At 51.6% G+C, this 21,005-nt stretch carries 19 protein-coding genes and 1 rRNA gene; 11 read left to right on the top strand and 9 right to left on the bottom strand.

Annotated features, from left to right (window positions below; translation table 11 throughout):
• The first annotated feature begins 1 nt into the window (after position 1).
• The 3 genes from ABVN44_RS20270 to ABVN44_RS20280 are packed head-to-tail and all read left to right on the top strand — an operon-like array spanning position 2 to position 2,837.
• Positions 2–1,243, top strand: a complete 1,242-nt coding sequence (locus ABVN44_RS20270) for an STM4012 family radical SAM protein (RefSeq protein ID WP_023232505.1) — start codon at positions 2–4, stop codon at positions 1,241–1,243.
• Positions 1,240–2,118, top strand: a complete 879-nt coding sequence (locus ABVN44_RS20275; protein ID WP_048348792.1) for an STM4011 family radical SAM protein — start codon at positions 1,240–1,242, stop codon at positions 2,116–2,118. Before ABVN44_RS20270 ends, ABVN44_RS20275 begins: the two co-directional genes overlap by 4 nt.
• Positions 2,103–2,837 (top strand): Cof-type HAD-IIB family hydrolase, encoded by a 735-nt coding sequence (locus tag ABVN44_RS20280; RefSeq protein ID WP_023232725.1) that lies wholly within the window; start codon positions 2,103–2,105, stop codon positions 2,835–2,837. Before ABVN44_RS20275 ends, ABVN44_RS20280 begins: the two co-directional genes overlap by 16 nt.
• 54 nt (positions 2,838–2,891) lie before the next feature.
• On the opposite strand, the gene typA is transcribed toward ABVN44_RS20280, so the two are convergent.
• A complete protein-coding gene (gene typA, locus ABVN44_RS20285) occupies positions 2,892–4,715 on the bottom strand; it encodes a ribosome-dependent GTPase TypA (protein WP_000572060.1) in 1,824 nt (607 codons plus the stop codon).
• Positions 4,716–5,090: 375 nt separating this feature from the next.
• Here typA and glnA point away from each other — a divergent pair, with 375 nt between their 5' ends.
• The 4 genes from glnA (at position 5,091) to ABVN44_RS20305 (ending at position 9,465) form a co-directional block, all read left to right on the top strand.
• Positions 5,091–6,500 carry a glutamate--ammonia ligase gene (glnA, locus tag ABVN44_RS20290; protein ID WP_001271699.1) on the top strand — a complete coding sequence of 470 codons (1,410 nt, stop codon included), beginning with the start codon at positions 5,091–5,093 and terminating at the stop codon, positions 6,498–6,500.
• A 274-nt stretch (positions 6,501–6,774) separates the two neighbouring features.
• Entirely contained in the window at positions 6,775–7,824 is a 1,050-nt protein-coding gene (gene glnL, locus ABVN44_RS20295; protein WP_000146194.1) for a nitrogen regulation protein NR(II), read from the top strand.
• Between the two features lie 8 nt (positions 7,825–7,832).
• Positions 7,833–9,242 (top strand): nitrogen regulation protein NR(I), encoded by a 1,410-nt coding sequence (gene glnG / locus ABVN44_RS20300; protein ID WP_001188782.1) that lies wholly within the window; start codon positions 7,833–7,835, stop codon positions 9,240–9,242.
• Between the two features lie 112 nt (positions 9,243–9,354).
• A complete protein-coding gene (locus ABVN44_RS20305) occupies positions 9,355–9,465 on the top strand; it encodes a YshB family small membrane protein (protein ID WP_001578131.1) in 111 nt (36 codons plus the stop codon).
• A gap of 89 nt (positions 9,466–9,554) precedes the next feature.
• On the opposite strand, the gene hemN is transcribed toward ABVN44_RS20305, so the two are convergent.
• From hemN to ABVN44_RS20320, 3 genes are all read right to left on the bottom strand, one after another.
• Positions 9,555–10,928, bottom strand: coding sequence for an oxygen-independent coproporphyrinogen III oxidase (gene hemN, locus ABVN44_RS20310; RefSeq protein WP_000003528.1), 1,374 nt, complete (start codon positions 10,926–10,928; stop codon positions 9,555–9,557).
• Between the two features lie 188 nt (positions 10,929–11,116).
• Complete coding sequence (yihI, locus tag ABVN44_RS20315; protein ID WP_000743292.1) at positions 11,117–11,632, bottom strand: Der GTPase-activating protein YihI; 516 nt, start codon at positions 11,630–11,632, stop codon at positions 11,117–11,119.
• Between the two features lie 118 nt (positions 11,633–11,750).
• Positions 11,751–11,975, bottom strand: a complete 225-nt coding sequence (locus tag ABVN44_RS20320; RefSeq protein WP_001541209.1) for a hypothetical protein — start codon at positions 11,973–11,975, stop codon at positions 11,751–11,753.
• A 239-nt stretch (positions 11,976–12,214) separates the two neighbouring features.
• On the opposite strand from ABVN44_RS20320, the gene yihA reads away from it, so the two are divergent.
• The gene (gene yihA, locus ABVN44_RS20325; protein WP_000183327.1) at positions 12,215–12,847 is read left to right on the top strand and encodes a ribosome biogenesis GTP-binding protein YihA/YsxC; all 633 of its coding nucleotides are present in this window, start codon (positions 12,215–12,217) and stop codon (positions 12,845–12,847) included.
• A gap of 334 nt (positions 12,848–13,181) precedes the next feature.
• On the opposite strand, the gene polA is transcribed toward yihA, so the two are convergent.
• The gene (gene polA, locus ABVN44_RS20330; RefSeq protein WP_000249960.1) at positions 13,182–15,968 is read right to left on the bottom strand and encodes a DNA polymerase I; all 2,787 of its coding nucleotides are present in this window, start codon (positions 15,966–15,968) and stop codon (positions 13,182–13,184) included.
• Between the two features lie 387 nt (positions 15,969–16,355).
• Here polA and ABVN44_RS20335 point away from each other — a divergent pair, with 387 nt between their 5' ends.
• The gene (locus tag ABVN44_RS20335; protein ID WP_000196902.1) at positions 16,356–17,264 is read left to right on the top strand and encodes an acyltransferase; all 909 of its coding nucleotides are present in this window, start codon (positions 16,356–16,358) and stop codon (positions 17,262–17,264) included.
• A 12-nt stretch (positions 17,265–17,276) separates the two neighbouring features.
• Here ABVN44_RS20335 and dsbA read toward each other — a convergent pair whose 3' ends face one another.
• The 3 genes from dsbA to ABVN44_RS20350 all read right to left on the bottom strand — a co-directional run bounded on the left by dsbA (position 17,277) and on the right by ABVN44_RS20350 (position 19,249).
• Entirely contained in the window at positions 17,277–17,900 is a 624-nt protein-coding gene (dsbA, locus tag ABVN44_RS20340) for a thiol:disulfide interchange protein DsbA (RefSeq protein WP_000725364.1), read from the bottom strand.
• 16 nt (positions 17,901–17,916) lie between these two features.
• On the bottom strand, positions 17,917–18,903 hold the full coding sequence (locus tag ABVN44_RS20345; RefSeq protein ID WP_000999264.1) for a serine/threonine protein kinase: 987 nt from the start codon (positions 18,901–18,903) through the stop codon (positions 17,917–17,919).
• Positions 18,904–18,979: 76 nt separating this feature from the next.
• Positions 18,980–19,249, bottom strand: a complete 270-nt coding sequence (locus ABVN44_RS20350; RefSeq protein WP_000649858.1) for a YihD family protein — start codon at positions 19,247–19,249, stop codon at positions 18,980–18,982.
• A 69-nt stretch (positions 19,250–19,318) separates the two neighbouring features.
• Here ABVN44_RS20350 and mobA point away from each other — a divergent pair, with 69 nt between their 5' ends.
• Together mobA and mobB are read left to right on the top strand one after the other, a co-directional pair.
• Positions 19,319–19,903, top strand: a complete 585-nt coding sequence (gene mobA, locus ABVN44_RS20355; RefSeq protein ID WP_001046883.1) for a molybdenum cofactor guanylyltransferase MobA — start codon at positions 19,319–19,321, stop codon at positions 19,901–19,903.
• A complete protein-coding gene (mobB, locus tag ABVN44_RS20360) occupies positions 19,900–20,415 on the top strand; it encodes a molybdopterin-guanine dinucleotide biosynthesis protein MobB (protein WP_010989085.1) in 516 nt (171 codons plus the stop codon). The genes mobA and mobB overlap by 4 nt, the downstream gene beginning before the upstream one ends.
• 302 nt (positions 20,416–20,717) lie before the next feature.
• On the opposite strand, the gene rrf is transcribed toward mobB, so the two are convergent.
• Positions 20,718–20,833 (bottom strand): 5S ribosomal RNA (gene rrf, locus ABVN44_RS20365).
• Positions 20,834–21,005 lie beyond the last annotated feature (172 nt).

The following is a 21,005-nucleotide window of genomic DNA, read 5'->3' on the forward strand; positions in this document are numbered from 1 at the left end:
TATGAATAACAATGATATTTATCGTCAGTATATGTACAGTTATCCGCATAAGACGGCTTATCGGGAGCTGGAGAACGTCAGCTTTAGCGAAGTAAAACCGCGGATTTACGAGCACGACACACATCTGTATGTTCATATGCCGTTTTGTCAAAGTCGCTGCGGGTTCTGTAATTTATTTACCTGCACTGGCGCAGAGAAGACGTTCATTGATAGCTATATCGACGCGATTATTACCCAGGGCCAACAAATGGCGCTGGCGCCCGTCCACTGGGCAAGCTTTACCGTAGGCGGCGGCACACCTCTGCTATTAAACATTGCGCAATTAGAGAAGTTATTTTTTTCCGTCTTTGATGTGCTCAATGTTGACTGGAATATTTATAAAACAATTGAAACTTCCCCTACGGATACCACGGCAGAAAAAGTAGCGCTATTAAACGCCTTTTCCGTTAATCGCGTCAGTATTGGCGTACAAAGTTTTCATGATAGCGAGTTACATACGCTGCATCGCCGCCACAATGCCGCCAGCGCGCACCAGGCGCTGGAATGGCTAAAGGCGGGTCATTTTCCATCACTCAATATTGATATTATTTACGGCATTCCCGGCCAGACTCACGCAAGCCTGACGGAATCGTTACATCAGGCGCTCGTTTATCAACCGGAAGAGCTTTTTCTTTATCCGCTTTATAATATGCCTCGCCAGGAAAATATGCATAGCTACTACGTTTTAGCCCGCGATCTTTTACGCAACGCGGGCTATACCCAAACGTCCATGCGCCGTTTCGTCCTTAATCCAGCGCCATCCGCCGCGGCGGAAAGCTGCGGATTTGAAAACTCACTGGCGCTCGGCGCGGGCGGCAGAAGTTATCTTGGCAATCTGCATTACTGTTCGCCGTGGTCGTCGAACCTGCAAACATCACGGAAAATCATTCAGGCGTTTATCGACAGCCCGGATAAAACCGTCATTAATCACGGTTATCTGCTCCCCCCTGATGAAATGAAACGCCGCTTTATCATTAAAAATCTATTTTTCTGGCAGGGACTTTCTCTTAGCGATTATCAGCAATATTTTGCCAGCGATGCGCTAAGGGGTTTCCCCGACCTGGAACGCTTTATACGGCAGGGCTACTGTTATCAGAATGGCAGTCGCCTCCGGCTAACGGAGACCGGTATGGCGTTATCCGATTGCCTTGCACCTGTGTTCGTTTCGCCTGAGGTGATGCTACGGGAGAATCGGCAGAGATGAGTACCCCCGCCCTGCGCGATATTCACACGCTGTTTTATCGCGGCTATCTTAAATCGTGTAATTATCATTGCGGCTATTGCCCGTTCCATAAACACGCCCGTAACGATAAAAAACGCGACGAAGCCGCGCTATGGCGCATGGTTGACCATTTGCCTCTTTTAGGTACGCCGTTGAATGTGATGATTACGCCCTATGGCGAGGCGCTACGCTTGCGTTATTACATGGCGGCGCTGGCAGAAATTAGCCGCTATCCTCATGTTCAGGCGGTCGGCATACAAACTAATGCCTCTTTTTCGTTAATGTCATTGCTGGAGGCATTTCGTGCTGGCGGCGGAGATATCTCAAAGCTTCGGTTATGGTGTTCTTTTCATCCCTCACAAATTACCGCTGAGCGCTTTCTCCAGCAGTGTTTAGCGCTCTCTGCCGCCGGAATAACCTGGTGCGCGGGGGCTGTCGCCAGTATGAAAGATATCGACCAGTTTCGTTGGCTACGCCAGCAGTTGCCTGACCAGAATTATTTTTGGTTTAACGCCAACGAGTGTGCCAATACCCGGCATACCGTGGAGGAAACCATCGCCTTCGGCGAACTCGATCCGCTGTATGTGATTGAAACGCAGCAGTGGCCAGCGCAGCTGGATATCTGTACCGCAGGAAGAAAAAGTATTTTTATGAATGCAGAAGGCGATCTTTTTGCTTGTCATATCAGCAAAATTAAAATGGGTAATTTATATCAGCAACGGCTTAATTCTCCCGCCTGCCAGGCAAAACAATGCCACTGTTTTCTCGCTTATCAGCACCGTCTCGATATTCCATTGCTGAATCACCTGGATACCTCACGCTGTTTTAGGATCGGGCGCTCATGCGATATCGTTTAATCGCTTTTGATCTTGATGGAACGCTGCTAAACCGTAATAAACAAATTCTGCCAGAGTCGCTAACCGCTATCCGTCAGATGCAGGACATGGGCTGCCGAATAATGCTTGTCACCGGTCGCTCTCATCGTGAAGCCTATGCGTATTATCAAACGCTGGCGCTCACCGAACCGATGATCTGTTGTAACGGAAGTTATATTTATCAACCGGCTCAACAGCAGATCCTTCATCCACTGCCGCTGACGCACTTACAAACGGAAAAAATACTGGCGCGGGTATATCCGCTTAAACCGACAATTCGTGCTGATGATAAAATAATCTTTCAGGCTGATGAGCTAAGCAGTAGGGAGAATATTTGGCAAATCAGCGTCGTTCATCGGCACATAAAACAACTACAAAATATTGCTGAGTTTATACAGCATGAATTACAGCTAAGCTGTACCTGGTCCTGGCATCATCAACTGGATATTCTCCAGAAGGGGTGTAGCAAAGGACAAAGCCTCGCCAGATATGCACAGCAACAGCATATCGCAATGCGCGAAGTGATGGCGTTTGGCGATAATGATAACGATGCGGAAATGCTACGTTTAGCCGGATTGGGCGTCGCGATGGGGAATGCCAGCGCTCGGGCAAAGATGTATGCGGATAGCGTCATTGGTCGGCATAATACGCCAGCGATTGCTGATTTTTTGGCAACCTTATCCCTTTCTCAATGTGAATAAAAAAACCCCGCCGAGTTTTCATTTCGGCAGGGTTTTTATCCGTAAGAGCGTTAATTACTCTTCTTTCTGACCACGGTTCGCACGGCGGCGATCGTTTTCCGTCAGGTGACGTTTACGGATACGGATAGAGGTTGGGGTGACTTCTACCAGTTCGTCGTCATCAATGAACTCCAGCGCTTGCTCAAGGCTCATTTTAATTGGCGGAACCAGAATCACCGCTTCATCCGTACCGGACGCACGCATGTTGGTCAGTTTCTTACCGGTCAGGCAGTTTACCGTCAGGTCGTTGGAGCGACTGTGAATACCAATAATCTGGCCTTCGTAAACTTCCGCGCCGTGACCCAGGAACAGCTTACCGCGATCCTGCAAACCGAACAGCGCAAACGCCACCGCTTTACCCTGACCGTTGGAGATCAGTACGCCGTTCTGACGCTGGCCCACTTCACCCGGACGAATATCGTCGTAATGGCTGAAGGTGGAGTACAGCAGACCCGTACCGGAAGTCATGGTCATGAATTCTGAACGGAAACCAATCAGCCCACGGCTTGGGATCACGTAGTCGAGACGTACGCGGCCTTTACCGTCCGGATTCATGTTTTTCAGGTCGCCTTTACGCTCGCCCAGCGCCTGCATGACAGACCCCTGGTGCTGCTCTTCGACGTCCAGCGTCACGTTTTCGTACGGCTCTTGTTTACGACCGTCGATTTCACGGAAGATAACTTTCGGACGGGAAACCGCCAGTTCGAAACCTTCACGACGCATATTTTCAATCAGCACGGACAGGTGCAGTTCGCCACGACCGGATACACGGAACGCATCCGCATCTTCGGTTTCTTCAACGCGCAGCGCCACGTTATGCACCAGCTCTTTGTTCAGACGGTCAAGAATCTGACGAGAAGTCACAAACTTACCTTCTTTACCGCAGAACGGCGAGGTGTTAACGCAGAAGAACATAGACACGGTCGGCTCATCAACGGACAGCGCCGGCAGCGCTTCAACGTTCTGCGGGTCGCAGATGGTGTCGGAAATGTTCAGCTCGCCCAGACCGGTGATCGCAATGATATCGCCCGCTTCGGCGATATCGCTGTCGATACGCTCCAGACCCAGATGCGTCAGCACTTTACCTACTTTCGCGTTACGGGTTTTCCCTTCACTATCGATGATAGTGACCTGCTGGTTCGGCTTCACTTTGCCGCGTTTGATACGGCCAATGCCGATAACGCCAACATAGTTGTTGTAGTCCAGCTGGGAGATCTGCATCTGCAACGGACCATCGAGGTCAACGTCCGGCGCCGGAACATGATCAATGATCGCCTGATACAGCGGGGTCATGTCTTCCGCCATATCTTCGTGGTCCAGACCCGCGATACCGTTCAGCGCCGAAGCGTAGATGATCGGGAAGTCCAGCTGTTCGTCGGTCGCGTCGAGGTTAACAAACAGGTCGAATACCTGGTCAACAACCCAGTCAGGGCGCGCGCCAGGACGGTCAACCTTGTTGATAACCACAATAGGTTTCAGGCCATGAGCAAAGGCTTTTTTGGTCACGAAGCGCGTTTGCGGCATCGGGCCGTCAAATGCGTCAACCACCAGCAGCACAGAGTCAACCATGGACATGACGCGCTCTACTTCACCACCGAAGTCAGCGTGCCCGGGAGTATCAACGATGTTGATACGGTAATCATTCCATTTAATAGCGGTGTTTTTAGCGAGGATAGTAATACCACGCTCTTTCTCCAAATCGTTGGAGTCCATCACTCGCTCTTGAGTTTCGGCACGCGCGTCGAACGTACCGGATTGCTGGAGCAGCTTATCAACCAGGGTAGTTTTACCATGGTCAACGTGCGCGATGATGGCGATGTTACGCAAATTTTCGATCACAACTTTGCCTCAGGCATTAGAAATAGCGCGTTATTGTACACGGATTAATCGCACTACAAAACAGGATCACAAACATCCTCCGCAAACAAGTATTGCAGAGTCTCTTTGTGATCGCTTTCACGGAGCGTTAAAAGGGTGGCTTGCGTTCTATTGCACCAATGTGGTGCTTAATGTTCACATTAAAGCACTATTTTGGTGCAACATAGTCACCGTGGTGCAGCCCTTTTGCACGATGGTGCGCATGATAACGCCTTTTGGGGGCAATGTGAAAGTTGGCACAGATTTCGCTTTATATTTTTACGGCGACACGGCCAGCAGAATTGAAGATCTCGTTACCACGACGACCGACCATGACCAATCCGGGAGAGTACAAGTATGTCCGCTGAACACGTTTTGACGATGCTGAACGAGCACGAAGTGAAGTTTGTCGATCTGCGCTTCACCGATACCAAAGGCAAAGAACAGCACGTCACGATTCCTGCTCATCAGGTAAATGCCGAATTCTTTGAAGAAGGCAAAATGTTTGACGGCTCCTCTATCGGCGGCTGGAAAGGCATTAACGAATCCGACATGGTGCTGATGCCAGACGCATCCACCGCAGTGATTGACCCGTTCTTCGCGGACTCTACCCTGATTATCCGTTGCGACATCCTGGAGCCTGGCACTCTGCAAGGTTATGACCGTGACCCACGTTCCATCGCAAAACGTGCGGAAGACTACCTGCGCGCGACCGGTATCGCCGATACCGTCCTGTTTGGGCCGGAACCTGAATTCTTCCTGTTCGACGACATCCGCTTCGGCGCATCTATCTCCGGCTCACATGTGGCGATTGACGATATTGAAGGCGCCTGGAACTCCTCTACCAAATATGAAGGCGGCAACAAAGGCCATCGTCCGGGCGTGAAAGGCGGTTATTTCCCGGTTCCGCCAGTTGACTCCGCGCAGGATATCCGTTCTGAAATGTGTCTGGTCATGGAGCAGATGGGCCTGGTCGTTGAAGCGCACCACCACGAAGTAGCGACCGCAGGTCAGAACGAAGTGGCGACCCGCTTTAACACCATGACCAAAAAAGCCGACGAAATTCAGATTTACAAATATGTCGTGCATAACGTGGCTCACCGCTTCGGTAAGACCGCGACCTTTATGCCAAAACCGATGTTCGGCGATAACGGTTCCGGTATGCACTGCCACATGTCGCTGGCGAAGAACGGCACCAACCTGTTCTCTGGCGACAAATATGCCGGCCTGTCTGAACAAGCGCTGTACTACATCGGCGGCGTCATCAAACACGCCAAAGCCATCAACGCCCTGGCGAACCCGACCACCAACTCCTACAAGCGTCTGGTCCCGGGTTACGAAGCGCCGGTGATGCTGGCCTACTCCGCCCGTAACCGTTCCGCCTCCATCCGTATTCCGGTGGTGGCGTCTCCGAAAGCGCGCCGTATCGAAGTTCGCTTCCCGGACCCGGCGGCTAACCCGTATCTGTGCTTTGCCGCCCTGCTGATGGCCGGTCTGGACGGGATTAAGAATAAGATTCACCCGGGCGAAGCCATGGACAAAAACCTGTATGACCTGCCGCCGGAAGAAGCGAAAGAGATCCCACAGGTAGCGGGTTCTCTGGAAGAAGCGCTGAACGCGCTGGACCTGGACCGCGAGTTCCTGAAAGCAGGCGGCGTGTTCACGGATGAAGCGATCGATGCGTATATTGCGCTGCGTCGCGAAGAAGATGACCGCGTGCGTATGACCCCGCACCCGGTAGAGTTTGAGCTGTACTACAGCGTTTAATCGTATATTAAAAATCCGACGAATTTCGCGTTGCTGCAAGGCGGCAACTGAGCACATCCCCAGGAGCATAGATAGCGATGTGACTGGGGTAAGCGAAGGCAGCCAACGCAGCAGCAGCGTGAAAGGCGTCAGGAGTTTTTGAGTTGCCGTGGAAACTTTCAGCCCATCCCAGGATGGGCTTTTTTCTCCACCAACAATCTGATCTCACGCGCTTTTTAGTAGTAAAAAGCTATAATGCACTAAAATGGTGCAACCTTTTCCAGGAGACTGCTGAATGGCAAGCGGCATACAGCCCGATGCTGGGCAGATCCTCAATTCGTTAATCAACAGCGTGCTGGTGGTCGACGACGCGCTGGCAATCCATTACGCCAATCCTGCCGCGCAGCAGTTGCTCGCGCAAAGCTCACGCAAACTGTTCGGGACGCCGTTACCTGAACTGTTGAGCTATTTTTCGTTAAACATTGACCTGATGCGCGAAAGTTTAGCGGCAGGACAAGGCTTTACCGATAACGAAGTAACGCTGGTGATTGATAGTCGCTCGCATATTCTCTCTTTGACCGCCCAACGTCTGCCCGACGATTTTATACTGCTCGAAATGGCGCCGATGGATAACCAGCGTCGTCTGAGTCAGGAGCAGTTGCAGCACGCGCAGCAAATCGCCGCCCGCGATCTGGTGCGCGGTCTGGCGCACGAAATCAAAAATCCGCTCGGCGGCCTGCGCGGCGCGGCGCAGCTACTCAGCAAGGCGCTGCCCGACCCGGCGCTAACGGAATATACCAAAGTCATCATTGAACAGGCCGACAGGCTACGCAACCTTGTCGATCGTTTGCTGGGGCCGCAGCACCCGGGAATGCACATTACCGAGAGCATACATAAAGTCGCAGAGCGCGTGGTGGCGCTGGTGTCGATGGAACTGCCGGATAATGTCCGGCTTATCCGCGATTACGACCCCAGTCTGCCAGAACTGCCGCACGATCCGGAACAAATTGAGCAAGTACTGCTGAATATTGTCCGCAATGCCTTGCAGGCGCTGGGGCCGGAAGGCGGCGAAATTACGCTGCGTACCCGTACCGCCTTCCAGTTAACGCTGCATGGCGAACGCTATCGCCTGGCGGCGCGTATAGACGTTGAAGACAATGGGCCGGGCATTCCTCCCCATTTACAGGATACGCTGTTCTACCCGATGGTCAGCGGTCGCGAAGGCGGCACCGGGCTTGGGTTATCTATCGCCCGCAATCTTATCGATCAACACGCCGGCAAAATTGAATTTACCAGTTGGCCGGGGCATACCGAGTTTTCGGTTTACCTGCCGATTCGGAAATAGAGGTGTTTATGCAACGAGGAATAGTCTGGGTCGTCGATGATGATAGTTCCATCCGTTGGGTGCTTGAGCGTGCTCTCGCCGGGGCAGGGTTGACCTGTACCACCTTTGAGAATGGTAATGAAGTACTGGCTGCGCTGGCCAGTAAAACGCCGGACGTCTTGCTGTCGGATATCCGAATGCCGGGAATGGACGGGCTGGCGCTATTAAAGCAGATTAAACAGCGTCACCCGATGCTTCCGGTCATCATTATGACCGCGCATTCCGATTTAGATGCCGCCGTGAGCGCTTATCAGCAGGGGGCGTTTGATTATCTACCTAAACCGTTTGATATTGATGAAGCCGTCGCTCTGGTCGAGCGCGCGATTAGCCACTATCAGGAGCAGCAGCAGCCGCGTAATATCGAGGTTAACGGCCCGACAACAGACATGATAGGCGAAGCGCCCGCCATGCAGGATGTGTTTCGCATTATTGGTCGGCTGTCGCGTTCTTCGATTAGCGTGCTGATTAACGGCGAATCAGGAACCGGTAAAGAACTGGTCGCCCATGCGCTACATCGCCATAGCCCACGCGCCAAAGCGCCGTTTATCGCGCTCAATATGGCGGCCATCCCGAAAGATTTGATTGAATCCGAACTGTTTGGCCATGAGAAAGGCGCTTTTACCGGGGCGAATACCATCCGGCAGGGCCGTTTCGAGCAGGCTGACGGCGGTACGCTGTTTCTGGACGAAATTGGCGATATGCCGCTGGATGTCCAGACTCGTCTGTTACGCGTGCTGGCTGACGGACAGTTCTACCGTGTGGGCGGGTACGCGCCGGTAAAAGTGGATGTGCGCATTATTGCCGCCACCCACCAGAACCTCGAACGACGCGTTCAGGAAGGGAAATTCCGCGAAGACCTGTTCCACCGCCTGAACGTGATTCGTATCCATCTTCCGCCGTTGCGTGAACGCCGTGAGGATATTCCGCGCCTGGCGCGCCATTTTTTGCAGGTCGCCGCCCGTGAATTAGGTGTGGAAGCCAAATTATTACATCCGGAAACCGAAACGGCGTTAACGCGCCTGGCATGGCCTGGTAACGTGCGTCAGTTAGAAAATACCTGCCGCTGGCTCACCGTCATGGCCGCCGGACAGGAGGTATTGATCCAGGATTTACCGGGCGAACTGTTTGAAGCCTCGGCGCCGGATAGCCCGTCCCACCTGCCGCCGGATAGCTGGGCTACATTACTGGCGCAATGGGCGGACCGCGCCTTGCGATCCGGTCATCAAAACCTGCTTTCTGAAGCGCAGCCAGAACTGGAGAGAACGCTACTGACCACGGCGTTACGCCATACGCAGGGTCATAAACAGGAAGCCGCCAGGCTGCTCGGTTGGGGGCGAAACACCCTAACGCGGAAGTTGAAAGAGCTGGGAATGGAGTAAACATTACCCGCGAGTGTAAAGATTAATAATTGAGCGCAAAACGCTGCTATTTTGCGCTTTACTGTTCCGATGAGTTCAGTATGATCATGCCCGGCAAACGGGGGGATTCATTATGTTAGAATCTATTATTAATCTGGTATCGAGTGGAGCGGTCGACAGCCACACGCCACAAACTGCGCTAGCCGCCGTGTTGTGTGCCGCGCTGGTGGGACTGTTCAGCTGACAATGTGCCGGATGGCGCTAATGCTTATCCGGCCTACAGGTTGTCGCAACGTGTAGGCCCGGTAAGCGCAGCGCCACCGGGCAACCCGGCTAAATGACGCGCGAGAACTGCTGCATCCGCGCTTTCTGGCGCAGATACGCGTCAAAGCACATGCAGATATTGCGGATCAGCAAACGACCTTTCGCCGTCACCTGAATTCCCTTCTCGCTAATATCCACCAGCCCATCTTTCGCCAGCGGCGACAGTAACTGCAAATCTTCGGCAAAATACTCAGCGAAATGCAAACCCCACTGCTGTTCGACAGCGTTAAAATCCAGGCGGAAGTTACAAATCAGCGCCTTGATAACATCGCGACGAATGCAATCATCACGGGTCAGCGTAATACCACGCCATAGCGCATTGCCCCGCTCATCCACTTGCTGGTAATAACGCTTCAGCTCTTTCTGGTTCTGCATGTAGCCATCGCCAATCATGCTGATAGCAGAAACCCCCATCCCCAGCAGATCGGTATCGCCCTGGGTCGTATAGCCCTGAAAATTACGGTGCAGCACGCCTTCGCGCTGCGCGACGGCCAGTTCGTCGTCCGGACGGGCAAAATGGTCCATCCCGATAAACTGATAACCGGCCTGAGTAAGCGATACGATGGTCTCCTGCAAAATATCCAGTTTCTGCTGCGCACTGGGTAAATCGGCATCTTTAATTTTACGCTGGGCGGCAAAAAGCGTTGGCAGATGCGCATAGTTAAAGACGCTCAAACGATCGGGGTTCAGTTCCGTCACACGCTTCAGCGTGAAAGCGAAGCTTTCTGGCGTCTGTTTCGGTAGACCGTAGATCAAATCGATATTGGTCGAGGTAAAGCCGATATCGCGGGCGTGATTAAGCAGCGCAAAGATGAATTCTTCATCCTGCTCGCGGTTAACCAGGCGCTGCACCTCTTTATTAAAGTCCTGCACGCCCATACTCAGGCGGTTAAAACCTTCCGCACGTAAATGATCGAGCACATCCAGCTCAATTTCACGGGGATCGACTTCGATCGAGATTTCCGCGTCGGTATTAAAGTGGAAATTTTCACGCAACAGCGTCATTAAGCGGCTGATTTGCGCTTTATTCAGGTAAGTAGGCGTACCGCCGCCCCAGTGAAGCTGGCTGACATGACGGTTTGCAAACAGCGGCGCGCGATGGCGAATTTCCTGCTCAAGCGCGTCAAGATACTGGTCAGCTTTATGCTGTTGGCGGGTGACAATCTTGTTGCAGCCGCAGAAATAACACAACTTGTGACAAAACGGGATATGCACATACAGCGAGAGCGGACGTTCAGGATAACGCGCCACAGCCTGCAAGAATGCGGCGTCCTCGAAGTCTTCAGAAAACTCCAGCGCGGTTGGGTACGAGGTATATCGTGGCCCGGAATAATTATATTTCTGGATCAGGGCCAGATCCCAGTCTATTTGCTGTTCAGACATGCTCACTCCTTCCGATGGCGTCTCTGGCGGGTACGGCGTACCGGCTTCACGCCATGACGGGCGGCAAGCCGGCTGCGCAGCCATTTCTGTCGCCGCGACAATCGCTGTAGTTTAACGAATAACCACACCAGATAACATATAACCGGAAGGGTTATAAGCAGGACGGGCAAGCCCACGGTGTAAACCCGTTAGTTGCCGCCTCTTAGCAGGCGCATCATATCTTCCTGCTTCTCGTCCTCTTCGTCGTCTTCTTCGTCGTCATCGTAAGACAGACCAAGCTTCTGCATCAGTTCATCAATACGATCCAGTTTGGCATCTACCCAGGCTTGATCTTCCGCACTCAGGGTTTCGCCCGCTTCCAGACGTTCTAACAGCGCATCCAGGCGCTCATCCGTTTCCAGTAAATCCAACTCCGCCTGCGGTGAAAGCATAGGTTTCTCACTTTTCGGTTTATGCTGTTGGGTCACTTTTTCAGTCACGCCCAATGGAACAGGTGTTTTACTGCCAATACGTGGATCTTTTTGTTGATTCTGATTGCCGCCGCCCGAAGCGGAATTGCCGCCCGCCGCGCGACTTCCCGGCGCATGACCGCGATGTTTTTTCAGGCGTTTACGGTCGCGCGCCTCCTGGTTTAACTCTTCACGCGTTTTACGACGCTGTTTGCCAAAGGCTTTACTGCGCGGTGCAGAGGTTGGTTTTTTCATGATGTCAGATCTTTAAGCCGTTTTATTCAGTATAGAATTGAGGCGGAATCTAGCAGAAAGCAAGCAAAGAAAAAAGGCGACAGAGTAATCTGCCGCCTTTTTTCTTGACTCACGACCCTTAACGGGTTCCACCATCCCTGTTGGCTATCAACACGCCCTGTTTTTCCCTTAGCCTGGAACATTCCATGTTGTTTCCATTTCCTTTTACTAACGTCTCCGGACGTTTGTCTTCCTGACAATCCTGTGTCTTCGCCTCCTGGCGCTCCTGACCCTCATCCTGAGTCGTTGATCCTGTTAGCGTCCTCGCTATGTGCATTACTTTACTCTTTTGGGGTAAACTCACAAGATACCGACACGGCAAATCCCTTTTTTTCAGACAATTACCTTTCTATAAATTCATGATTTAACTATATTAACTGGCTTTGAGCCTGACAACGACTCTGTCATGTCGCATAAGTGCAATGGACAATGTCTCACAAAGCGTATGGCTTTTGCTTACAGCACCGACGCGCCGAAAAATCCGTCTTTTGCTGGCGTTCAGGTATAATCGCCACAATGCTTTGACTGACGGAGACGACCGCTTTGACTAACCTGAATTATCAACAGACGCATTTTGTGATGAGTGCGCCTGATATTCGCCATTTACCTTCCGATTGCGGAATTGAAGTGGCTTTTGCTGGCCGTTCCAATGCAGGCAAATCCAGCGCCCTGAACACGTTGACCAACCAAAAAAGCCTGGCGCGCACCTCTAAAACGCCGGGCCGTACCCAATTGATTAACCTGTTTGAAGTCGTAGATGGCAAACGGTTGGTCGACCTGCCAGGCTATGGCTATGCGGAAGTCCCGGAAGAGATGAAACGCAAGTGGCAACGCGCGCTGGGGGAATATCTGGAGAAACGTCAAAGCCTACAGGGCTTAGTCGTTTTAATGGATATCCGCCATCCGTTGAAAGACCTCGACCAACAGATGATCCAGTGGGCTGTAGAGAGCAATATCCAGGTTCTGGTTCTGCTGACCAAAGCGGACAAACTGGCCAGCGGCGCGCGCAAGGCGCAGTTGAATATGGTACGTGAAGCCGTGCTGGCTTTTAATGGCGATGTGCAGGTAGAAGCGTTTTCCTCGCTGAAAAAGCAGGGCGTGGATAAGTTACGTCAGAAGCTGGATAGCTGGTTTAGCGAACTGGCACCGGTCGAAGAGATTCAGGACGGGGAATAATCACCCGCTATGCCGGATGGCGCCGCTGCGCGTCTTATCCGGCCTACGGTGTGAGCGAAACTTTTCTTGCGCACAATAAAAAACGCCCCAGTCATAAACTGACTGGGGCGGCTAAAATATTCAGCCAAATCCGATTACGTGAAGTAAAAGGTCTGAAAGATAGAACATCTTACCTCTGTACCCTACGTGAATAACTTTACTCTTTTTTGAGCAACACAGAAAGACCTTTTCGTAATTTTTTTTCATTCTTTACATAGGGAATTCTAATACCCATCACAAAACCCCCGTGCTTATGTTGCTTAATTACGAAAAAAGCGCGTTATTCCTTAAATGCTTAGTGCGCTTGATCCCAATTTTCTCCGCTACCGACTTCCACCAGCAACGGCACATCAATACGCGTGCAGTTTTCCATCAACTGATGGATACGTTTTGCTACCGCATCTAAGTCGTCTTTATGCACCTCGAACACTAATTCATCGTGTACCTGCATAATCATCCGCACGCGTGGCTGCTCGGCCTGTAGCCAGGCATCGACGGCAATCATGGCGCGCTTGATGATATCGGCAGCCGTTCCTTGCATGGGAGCATTGATCGCCGCGCGTTCCGCCCCCGCGCGCCGCGCCGCGTTGCTGGATTTAATATCCGGCAGGTAAAGGCGGCGTCCCTCCAGCGTTTCCACATAGCCTTGTTCTTTTGCCTGAGCGCGGGTGCGCTCCATATATTCCAGCACGCCAGGATAGCGTTCGAAGTAGAGATCCATATACTTCTGCGCCTCTTTACGCGGAATATTAAGCTGGCGAGAAAGACCGAAGGCGCTCATCCCGTAAATCAGGCCAAAGTTAATGGCTTTCGCACTTCGGCGCTGTTCCCCGGTCACGCTATCCAGCGGCAAGCCAAAGACTTCCGCCGCCGTTGCACGGTGAATATCTTTCCCTTCGGCGAACGCCGTGAGCAGCCCTTTATCACGGGAAAGATGCGCCATAATACGCAGCTCAATCTGTGAATAGTCCGCAGATACGATGAGATAATCCTCAGGCGCAATAAATGCCTGACGAATGCGGCGGCCCTCTTCATTGCGCACCGGAATATTTTGCAGGTTCGGATCGGTGGACGATAAACGTCCCGTCGCCGTTACCGCCTGATGATAGGACGTATGGACGCGCCCGGTTTTCGGGTTAATCATCAGCGGCAGCTTATCGGTATAGGTGGATTTTAGCTTCGCCAGACCACGATACTCCAGAATCACTTTCGGCAGCGGATAGTCCAGCGCCAGCTCTTCCAGCACCTCTTCCGACGTTGACGGCGCGCCGCCAGGCGTTTTCTTCAACGGCTTAATACCCTGCTTTTCAAACAGGATAGTCTGCAACTGCTTCGTTGAGGACAGGTTGAACGCCTCGCCCGCAATGTCATGCGCTTTCTTTTCCAGTTCCGCCAGACGTAGCGTGATTTCTTCCGAATGTTTGTGCAGGACGGCAGGATCGATTTTTACGCCATTGCGCTCAACGCGTGACAGTACAGGCACCAACGGCATTTCGATGTTTTCGAAAACATTCAGCGGGCCTTTGTGCTGCTGGAGCTCAGGCCACATTTTGAGATGCAACTGTAACGTGACATCCGCATCTTCTGCCGCATAGCGCCCCGCTTCCTCCAGTGCGATCTGGTTAAAGGTGAGCTGGTTTTTACCTTTACCGGCAATGTCTTCAAAGGTGATAGTTTTGTGCTTCAGCCAACGATCGGACAAACTGTCCATATCATGGCGTCCGGCGACGCTGTTCAGAATGTAAGACTCAAGCATGGTATCGAAGGCGATACCGCGCAGCTCAATACCGTAATTTTGCAAGACGCCGCGATCGTACTTGAGGTTTTGCCCCACTTTGCGCACTTTTTCATCTTCCAGCAGCGGCTTCAGCAGTTCCAGAGCACGCTGGCGGGAGATTTGATCCGGAGCGTCCAGATAATCATGTGCGACAGGTACATACGCGGCAACGCCAGGTTCGATGGCAAACGAGAGGCCCACCAGGTTGGCGGCGATATTATCCAGGCTGTCGGTCTCCGTGTCGAAAGCAAAAACTGGCGCTTTTTTCAGCTTTTCAATCCAGCTTTCCAGCGTAACGTCGTCCAGAATAGTGACATAATTTTCATAAGAGAGCGCCGCTGCCGGTTCGCTGGGCGATTCATCAATAACGACCGTTTCCTGCGGTTTGGCCGCCGGTTTCGCGCCCTTTGCCTGTAGCCACTTGCCTGACTCAACGTCCGCCGTCCAGCGCTTAAACTCATATTTTTTAAACAGGCCCAGCAGTTCATCCGCAATCGGCTGCTGCACTTCAAGCTGTTCGCAGGTCAGCTCCAGTTCAACATCCGTTTTAATGGTGGCGAGTTTATAAGACAGGTACGCTACGTCTTTATTCTGCGCTAATTTAGCGGCCATCGTTTTGGCGCCGCGGAAAGTGAGACCGGCAATTTTTTCCGGCTCGGCGTACAGCGTATCCAGGCCGCCCAATCCCTGAAGCAAGGCTTGCGCCGTCTTCTCACCCACGCCTGGTACGCCCGGAATATTATCCGAGGAGTCCCCCATCAGCGCCAGAAAGTCGATAATCAGCTCAGGCGGCACGCCGTACTTATTAACGACTTCATCCGGGCCGAGGATGGTGTTAGTCATGGTGTTGATCAGCGTAATATTCGGCGTCACCAACTGTGCCATATCTTTATCGCCGGTGCTGATTAATACCGGACGCCCCACCTTCTCCGCTTCTCGCGCCAGTGTACCGATAACGTCATCCGCTTCTACGCCAGAGACCGCCAGCAGAGGTAACCCCATGGCTTTAACCATGGCATGTAACGGCTCTATTTGCGCACGCAGATCATCCGGCATCGGAGGACGATGCGATTTGTAATGTTCAAAGAGCTCATCACGGAAGGTTTTTCCTTTGGCGTCAAACACCACCGCAGCATGCGTCGGCTGATACTGCATGATCAGGCTGCGCAACATGTTGAGGACACCATACATTGCGCCCGTAGGTTCTCCCGCGCTGTTGGTTAACGGCGGAAACGCATGATAGGCGCGATAGAGATAGGATGAGCCATCTACGAGAATAAGTGGGTTTTCTGGGATCTGAACCATAATGTCCGTGCCTGTTTAACAGATTATGGTTAAAGGATGCCACATACAGGAGGAAAACTTGAGTTTTTCGCCGCATTTGCGGAAAAGTTTTGTCGATCTTCAGGATCGCTCGCAAAACAACCTGTGGATAACTTTGTGTGTAAATTCTTACCATTACTTTAAAATCAGCGCGATAGCCTTCTCGCCTTAATAATTGCCCATTATTTTCAATGAGTTGTTAACATCACGTTTTTCTGATTATCTGATTCATGCCGTTATCATAATGTGGATAGTTGTTACGAGTGTTTCTATTTCACTCAGCGCCATCATTAGCATCGTTTTCTGATAGAATCAGCCTCTTGCGCCCTTTTCGCGCACCGTTTATGGCTAACTTTTGAATAATTTATTATGACGAGAATACTCGCGGCTATCACGCTCCCATTGAGTATCGTATTGACCATCCTGGTCACTATTGTTTGCTCAGTACCGATCATCGTTGCCGGTATGGTAAAGCTTCTTTTGCCTGTTCCCGGTATCTGGCGCAAGGTCTCCATTTTCTGCAATTTCATGATGTATTGCTGGTGTGCTGGTCTTGCAGCGCTGTTACGCCTTAATCCGCACTTGCAATGGGATGTAGAAGGGTTAGAAGGGCTGAGCAAGAAAAATTGGTATTTACTGATTTGTAATCATCGCAGCTGGGCCGATATCGTTGTGCTTTGCGTTCTGTTCCGCAAGCATATCCCAATGAATAAGTACTTTCTTAAACAGCAATTGGCCTGGGTACCGTTCATTGGCCTGGCGTGCTGGGCATTAGATATGCCGTTTATGAAGCGCTACTCCCGTAGCTACCTGCTCCGCCACCCCGATCGACGCGGCAAAGATGTTGAAACAACTCGTCGCTCTTGCGAAAAGTTTCGTCGGTATCCCACCACTATCGTTAACTTTGTTGAAGGCTCGCGATTTACGCATGAGAAACGTCAGCAAACGCATTCACCTTATCAACATCTGTTGCCGCCAAAAGCAGCCGGGATTGCAATGGCGATTAATGTTTTAGGCTCACAGTTCGATAAGCTGCTTAATATTACGTTGTGTTACCCAAACAACGATCGCCACCCCTTCTACGATATGCTAAGCGGTAGGCTGACCCGTATTGTTGTTCGGGTGCAACTGGAACCCATAAATGAAGAACTGCACGGCGATTACGTGAACGACAAAACATTCAAACGCCGTTTTCAACGTTGGCTTAATACGCTGTGGGATAAGAAAGATATACAGATAGAAGAGATTAAAACATCTTATAAAAACGCCGGTCAGTGACCGGCGTTCTTTTTATTTTTTATCAACCAAATATTTCACGGTATCAGCATACTGCTGAACAAAAACATCCATGCTGCTGGTATCCATGCCTTGTGGGTTAATCTGGTATTTGCCATTGACAAACATCGCCGGAACGCCCTGCAGTTGCAGGTCAGCCGCGGCTTTCTCCTGTTGCGCAACCAGTGATTTCACCACGAAGCTGTTCCATGCCGCATCGTAATCTTCGCCCTTGACGCCCGCATCAACGAACACTTTACGGATATCCGCGGCAGATTGTACTGTCTGGGTTTTCTGTACGGCTTCAAACAGCGGGACCGTGACTTTATCTTCTACACCCAACGCCATCGCCACCGCCCATGCCTGGGTGAGCTCCTTGCCCAACGGCCCCAGGAACTCAACGTGGTACTTGGTCATTTTGGTGCCTTCCGGCAGCTTTTTCTTCACATTGTCAGACACATGAAGCACTTCTTCAAACTGATAACAATGTGGGCAGTAGAAGGAGAAAAACTCCAGCACCTGGGGTTCGCCAGCGACCGGTTTATCCAGCGTGATATACTGTTTACCGTCGCTGATCTGTGCTGCCGAGGCGCTAAAAGCTAAAACCATACCAGCCAGCGCCAGCCAAATCTTTTTCATGATCAACTCTCTCCGATTAATACATTGGCGTTAATTGTAAAGGGGGTTCGTGCAAAATTTTAGTCTGCTCAATAAAAGTCGTTGTCTGTCGCTGCCAGTAATCTTCCCCTGTTAACCAGGGAAAGTTCTTTGGAAACGCAGGATCGCCCCAACGACGAATCAACCAGGCAAGATAATAAACTAAACGCATGGCGCGTAAAGGTTCAATGAGACCAATTTCAGCCGTATCGAACTCACTAACTTCTTCATAAGCTTCAATAATGGTTTCAAGCTGCATTCGCTGTTCGGCTTTGTCGCCGTTCAGCAGCATCCATAAATCCTGTATCGCCGGGCCGTTACGGGCATCATCTAAATCGACAAACAGCGGTCCATCACGCCATAGAATGTTGCCGGCATGACAATCGCCGTGCAATCGCAGCGTGGCGAAATCGGTGCGCCAGCATTCGGTAACTGCAGACAGTAGAGTATCAGTGGCTTTCAGGAAAGCCGCTTTTTGCCCGGAGGGAATCAGTGCGGCATCTTCGAATACCTGGCGAGGTTCAAAAAGATACTCAGCAAGCCCAATGTCAGGCCGGAAAGTGAAAGGACGTTTTCGCCCCGTCTGATGCAATCGACCAAGATAACGCCCTACCGCCTCCATCTGATCGATATTGTCTGCTTCAAACTGACGACCGCCTACGCTGGGGAAAATGGCATAATGATAGCCCTGATGCGCTAGCAGCGTCTGGCCATTAAACGCGAGCGGAGCGGCAACCGGAACCTCATCCTTCACCAGTTCAAGCGCGAATTGGTGTTCTTCCCGAATTTGATCAACAGACCAGCGTTCAGGACGATAAAACTTAACGACAAAACGTCGACGGTCTTCATCCTGAAACTGATAGACGCGGTTTTCATAACTGTTTAGTGGAGTCAGCCCGGAATCCACCCTGATCCCCTGTTCAAACAGCGCATCCATGATGGTTTCCGGGTGTAGCGTCTGGAAAGTAAAAGCGTTGTCGTTCATCCCATCATCCGGAAAATACTACGAATGATTCAGGATATCATTTCGTGGCGATTTCGGTGGCGCCGCTTACAAGGTTTTACTCTTTAATAACGCCGCGGGCGCGTAAAAGCGCCGTTTTAAAGTCCTCTTCATAGTCTTTTTGAATCCCTGGAATGGCGGCGTCTTTGGCGGAATCGCGCATTTTCAGATGGTAGATCAGGATATCATCAGTTAAATCTTCCAGTTTGCCGTCAAAACCTGACTCTTTCGCCAGTTTCTGCAAAAATTGCGTCAGATTAAGATCAGGCTCTTTCTGCCAGGCTGGCTGGAGGAGTTCAATGACTTCATTCAGGCGTTTACATTTCATAGCTGTGCTCCTTATTCTTGATACAGACACGGTAGCAGGGTCAATCCCACAATAAAAGAGGCGATATCGGTGAATCTGGATGAAGTAATAACCGGCGTGGTGCTGGCAGGCGGTAAAGCCAGGCGGATGGGAGGTGCGGATAAAGGTCTGCTTGAACTGGACGGGAAACCGCTCTGGCGGCACGTTGCCGATGCGCTCGCGCCGCAACTGGCTACGGTCGTCATTAGTGCTAATCGCCATCTGGATATCTACCAGGCCAGCGGCCTGAAAGTCATTCCGGATTCAATCGCTGACTTTCCCGGTCCGCTGGCGGGTATGCTTTCCGTTTTTCAGCAGGTAGCAGGCGACTGGTTTCTGTTTTGCCCCTGTGATAATCCCTGTATCCCCCACACCCTGGTCGATCGTTTAGCAGCGCAGCGTCATGGTGCACCCGTGGTTTGGGTTCATGATGGAGAGCGCGATCATCCAACGATCGCGTTGATTAATCGTGCCGTTGAGCCCCAGTTGACAGCTTATTTGCAAGCAGGCGAGCGGCGGGTAATGATTTTTATGCGCCAGGTAGGCGGACACGCCGTTGATTTCAGCGATTGTAAAGAGGCATTTGTGAACGTCAACACGCCGGAGGAACTCGCGCAATGGCAAAAGAGACCATGATACCGCTACTCGCCATTGCCGCGTGGAGCGGCACGGGAAAAACAACACTGCTGAAAAAGCTGATCCCAGCACTTTGTGCGCACGGTATTCGGCCAGGGCTGATTAAGCATACCCATCATGATATGGATGTTGATAAACCGGGTAAAGATAGCTACGAATTACGTAAGGCCGGGGCGGCACAAACGCTGGTTGCCAGTCAGCAGCGCTGGGCGTTAATGACTGAAACGCCGGGGCAAGAAGAGTTGGATCTGGCATGGCTGGTGAGCCGGATGGATGCATCAAAGCTGGATATGGTGCTGGTAGAAGGGTTTAAACACGAGGCAGTTGCGAAGATCTTACTTTTTCGTCAGGGATGTGGGCACAGCGAGGAGGAATTGATTCTTGATGAGCATGTTATTGCGGTTGCCAGTGATATTCCACTTGCCGTAGCGGTACCCGTTTTGGATCTTAATGATGTATCGCAGATTTCTGCCTTCATTTTGCGGTGGTTAGAGAAAGCACGTTCCTTGTAGGCCGGATAAGGCGAAGCTGCTATCCGGCGGTGCCGGTTGCCTGATGGCGCTGCGCTTATCAGGCCTACGGTTTTACAGTTACCACACACGCAAAGAAGCCCGTCCGTCAGGATGGGCTTCTTCACTAAATTGATGCCTGGCAGTTTATGGCGGGCGTCCTGCCCGCCACCCTACGGGCCGTTGCTGCGCAACGTTCAAATCCACTCCCGGCGGATTTCTCCTCCTCAGGAGAGTGCTCACCGACAGACCACAGATAAAACAAAAGGCCCAGTCTTTCGACTGAGCCTTTTGCTTAATTTGATGCCTGGCAGTTCCCTACTCTCGCATGGGGAGACCCCACACTACCATCGGCGCTACGGCGTTTCACTTCTGAGTTCGGCATGGGGTCAGGTGGGACCACCGCGCTACGGCCGCCAGGCAAATTCTTTTGTGCTCTGTACGCAATTCTTTATCGCATCAGCGGCGTTGCCTGCGCTCGTAAAGTCAGTCACATACTTCTGTATGCTCCTTCCTTTCCTTCGCTTGCCGCCTTGCTGCTGCGCAAATTATTGCGTACTCAACTCTGAATCACTGCTGAAAATCGTCTCTCA

This window comes from Salmonella sp. SJTUF15570, assembly GCF_043357055.1.
GTDB lineage: Bacteria > Pseudomonadota > Gammaproteobacteria > Enterobacterales > Enterobacteriaceae > Salmonella > Salmonella enterica.

Excerpts from the sequence above, each read along its gene's own strand:
- ABVN44_RS20270 (WP_023232505.1), top strand. The coding sequence starts at position 2 with ATGAATAACAATGATATTTATCGTCAGTATATGTACAGTTATCCGCAT.
- ABVN44_RS20275 (WP_048348792.1), top strand. The coding sequence starts at position 1,240 with ATGAGTACCCCCGCCCTGCGCGATATTCACACGCTGTTTTATCGCGGC.
- ABVN44_RS20280 (WP_023232725.1), top strand. The coding sequence starts at position 2,103 with ATGCGATATCGTTTAATCGCTTTTGATCTTGATGGAACGCTGCTAAAC.
- glnA (WP_001271699.1), top strand. The coding sequence starts at position 5,091 with ATGTCCGCTGAACACGTTTTGACGATGCTGAACGAGCACGAAGTGAAG.
- glnL (WP_000146194.1), top strand. The coding sequence starts at position 6,775 with ATGGCAAGCGGCATACAGCCCGATGCTGGGCAGATCCTCAATTCGTTA.
- glnG (WP_001188782.1), top strand. The coding sequence starts at position 7,833 with ATGCAACGAGGAATAGTCTGGGTCGTCGATGATGATAGTTCCATCCGT.
- ABVN44_RS20305 (WP_001578131.1), top strand. The coding sequence starts at position 9,355 with ATGTTAGAATCTATTATTAATCTGGTATCGAGTGGAGCGGTCGACAGC.
- hemN (WP_000003528.1), bottom strand. The coding sequence starts at position 10,928 with ATGTCTGAACAGCAAATAGACTGGGATCTGGCCCTGATCCAGAAATAT.
- yihI (WP_000743292.1), bottom strand. The coding sequence starts at position 11,632 with ATGAAAAAACCAACCTCTGCACCGCGCAGTAAAGCCTTTGGCAAACAG.
- polA (WP_000249960.1), bottom strand. The coding sequence starts at position 15,968 with ATGGTTCAGATCCCAGAAAACCCACTTATTCTCGTAGATGGCTCATCC.
- ABVN44_RS20335 (WP_000196902.1), top strand. The coding sequence starts at position 16,356 with ATGACGAGAATACTCGCGGCTATCACGCTCCCATTGAGTATCGTATTG.
- dsbA (WP_000725364.1), bottom strand. The coding sequence starts at position 17,900 with ATGAAAAAGATTTGGCTGGCGCTGGCTGGTATGGTTTTAGCTTTTAGC.
- ABVN44_RS20345 (WP_000999264.1), bottom strand. The coding sequence starts at position 18,903 with ATGAACGACAACGCTTTTACTTTCCAGACGCTACACCCGGAAACCATC.
- ABVN44_RS20350 (WP_000649858.1), bottom strand. The coding sequence starts at position 19,249 with ATGAAATGTAAACGCCTGAATGAAGTCATTGAACTCCTCCAGCCAGCC.
- mobB (WP_010989085.1), top strand. The coding sequence starts at position 19,900 with ATGATACCGCTACTCGCCATTGCCGCGTGGAGCGGCACGGGAAAAACA.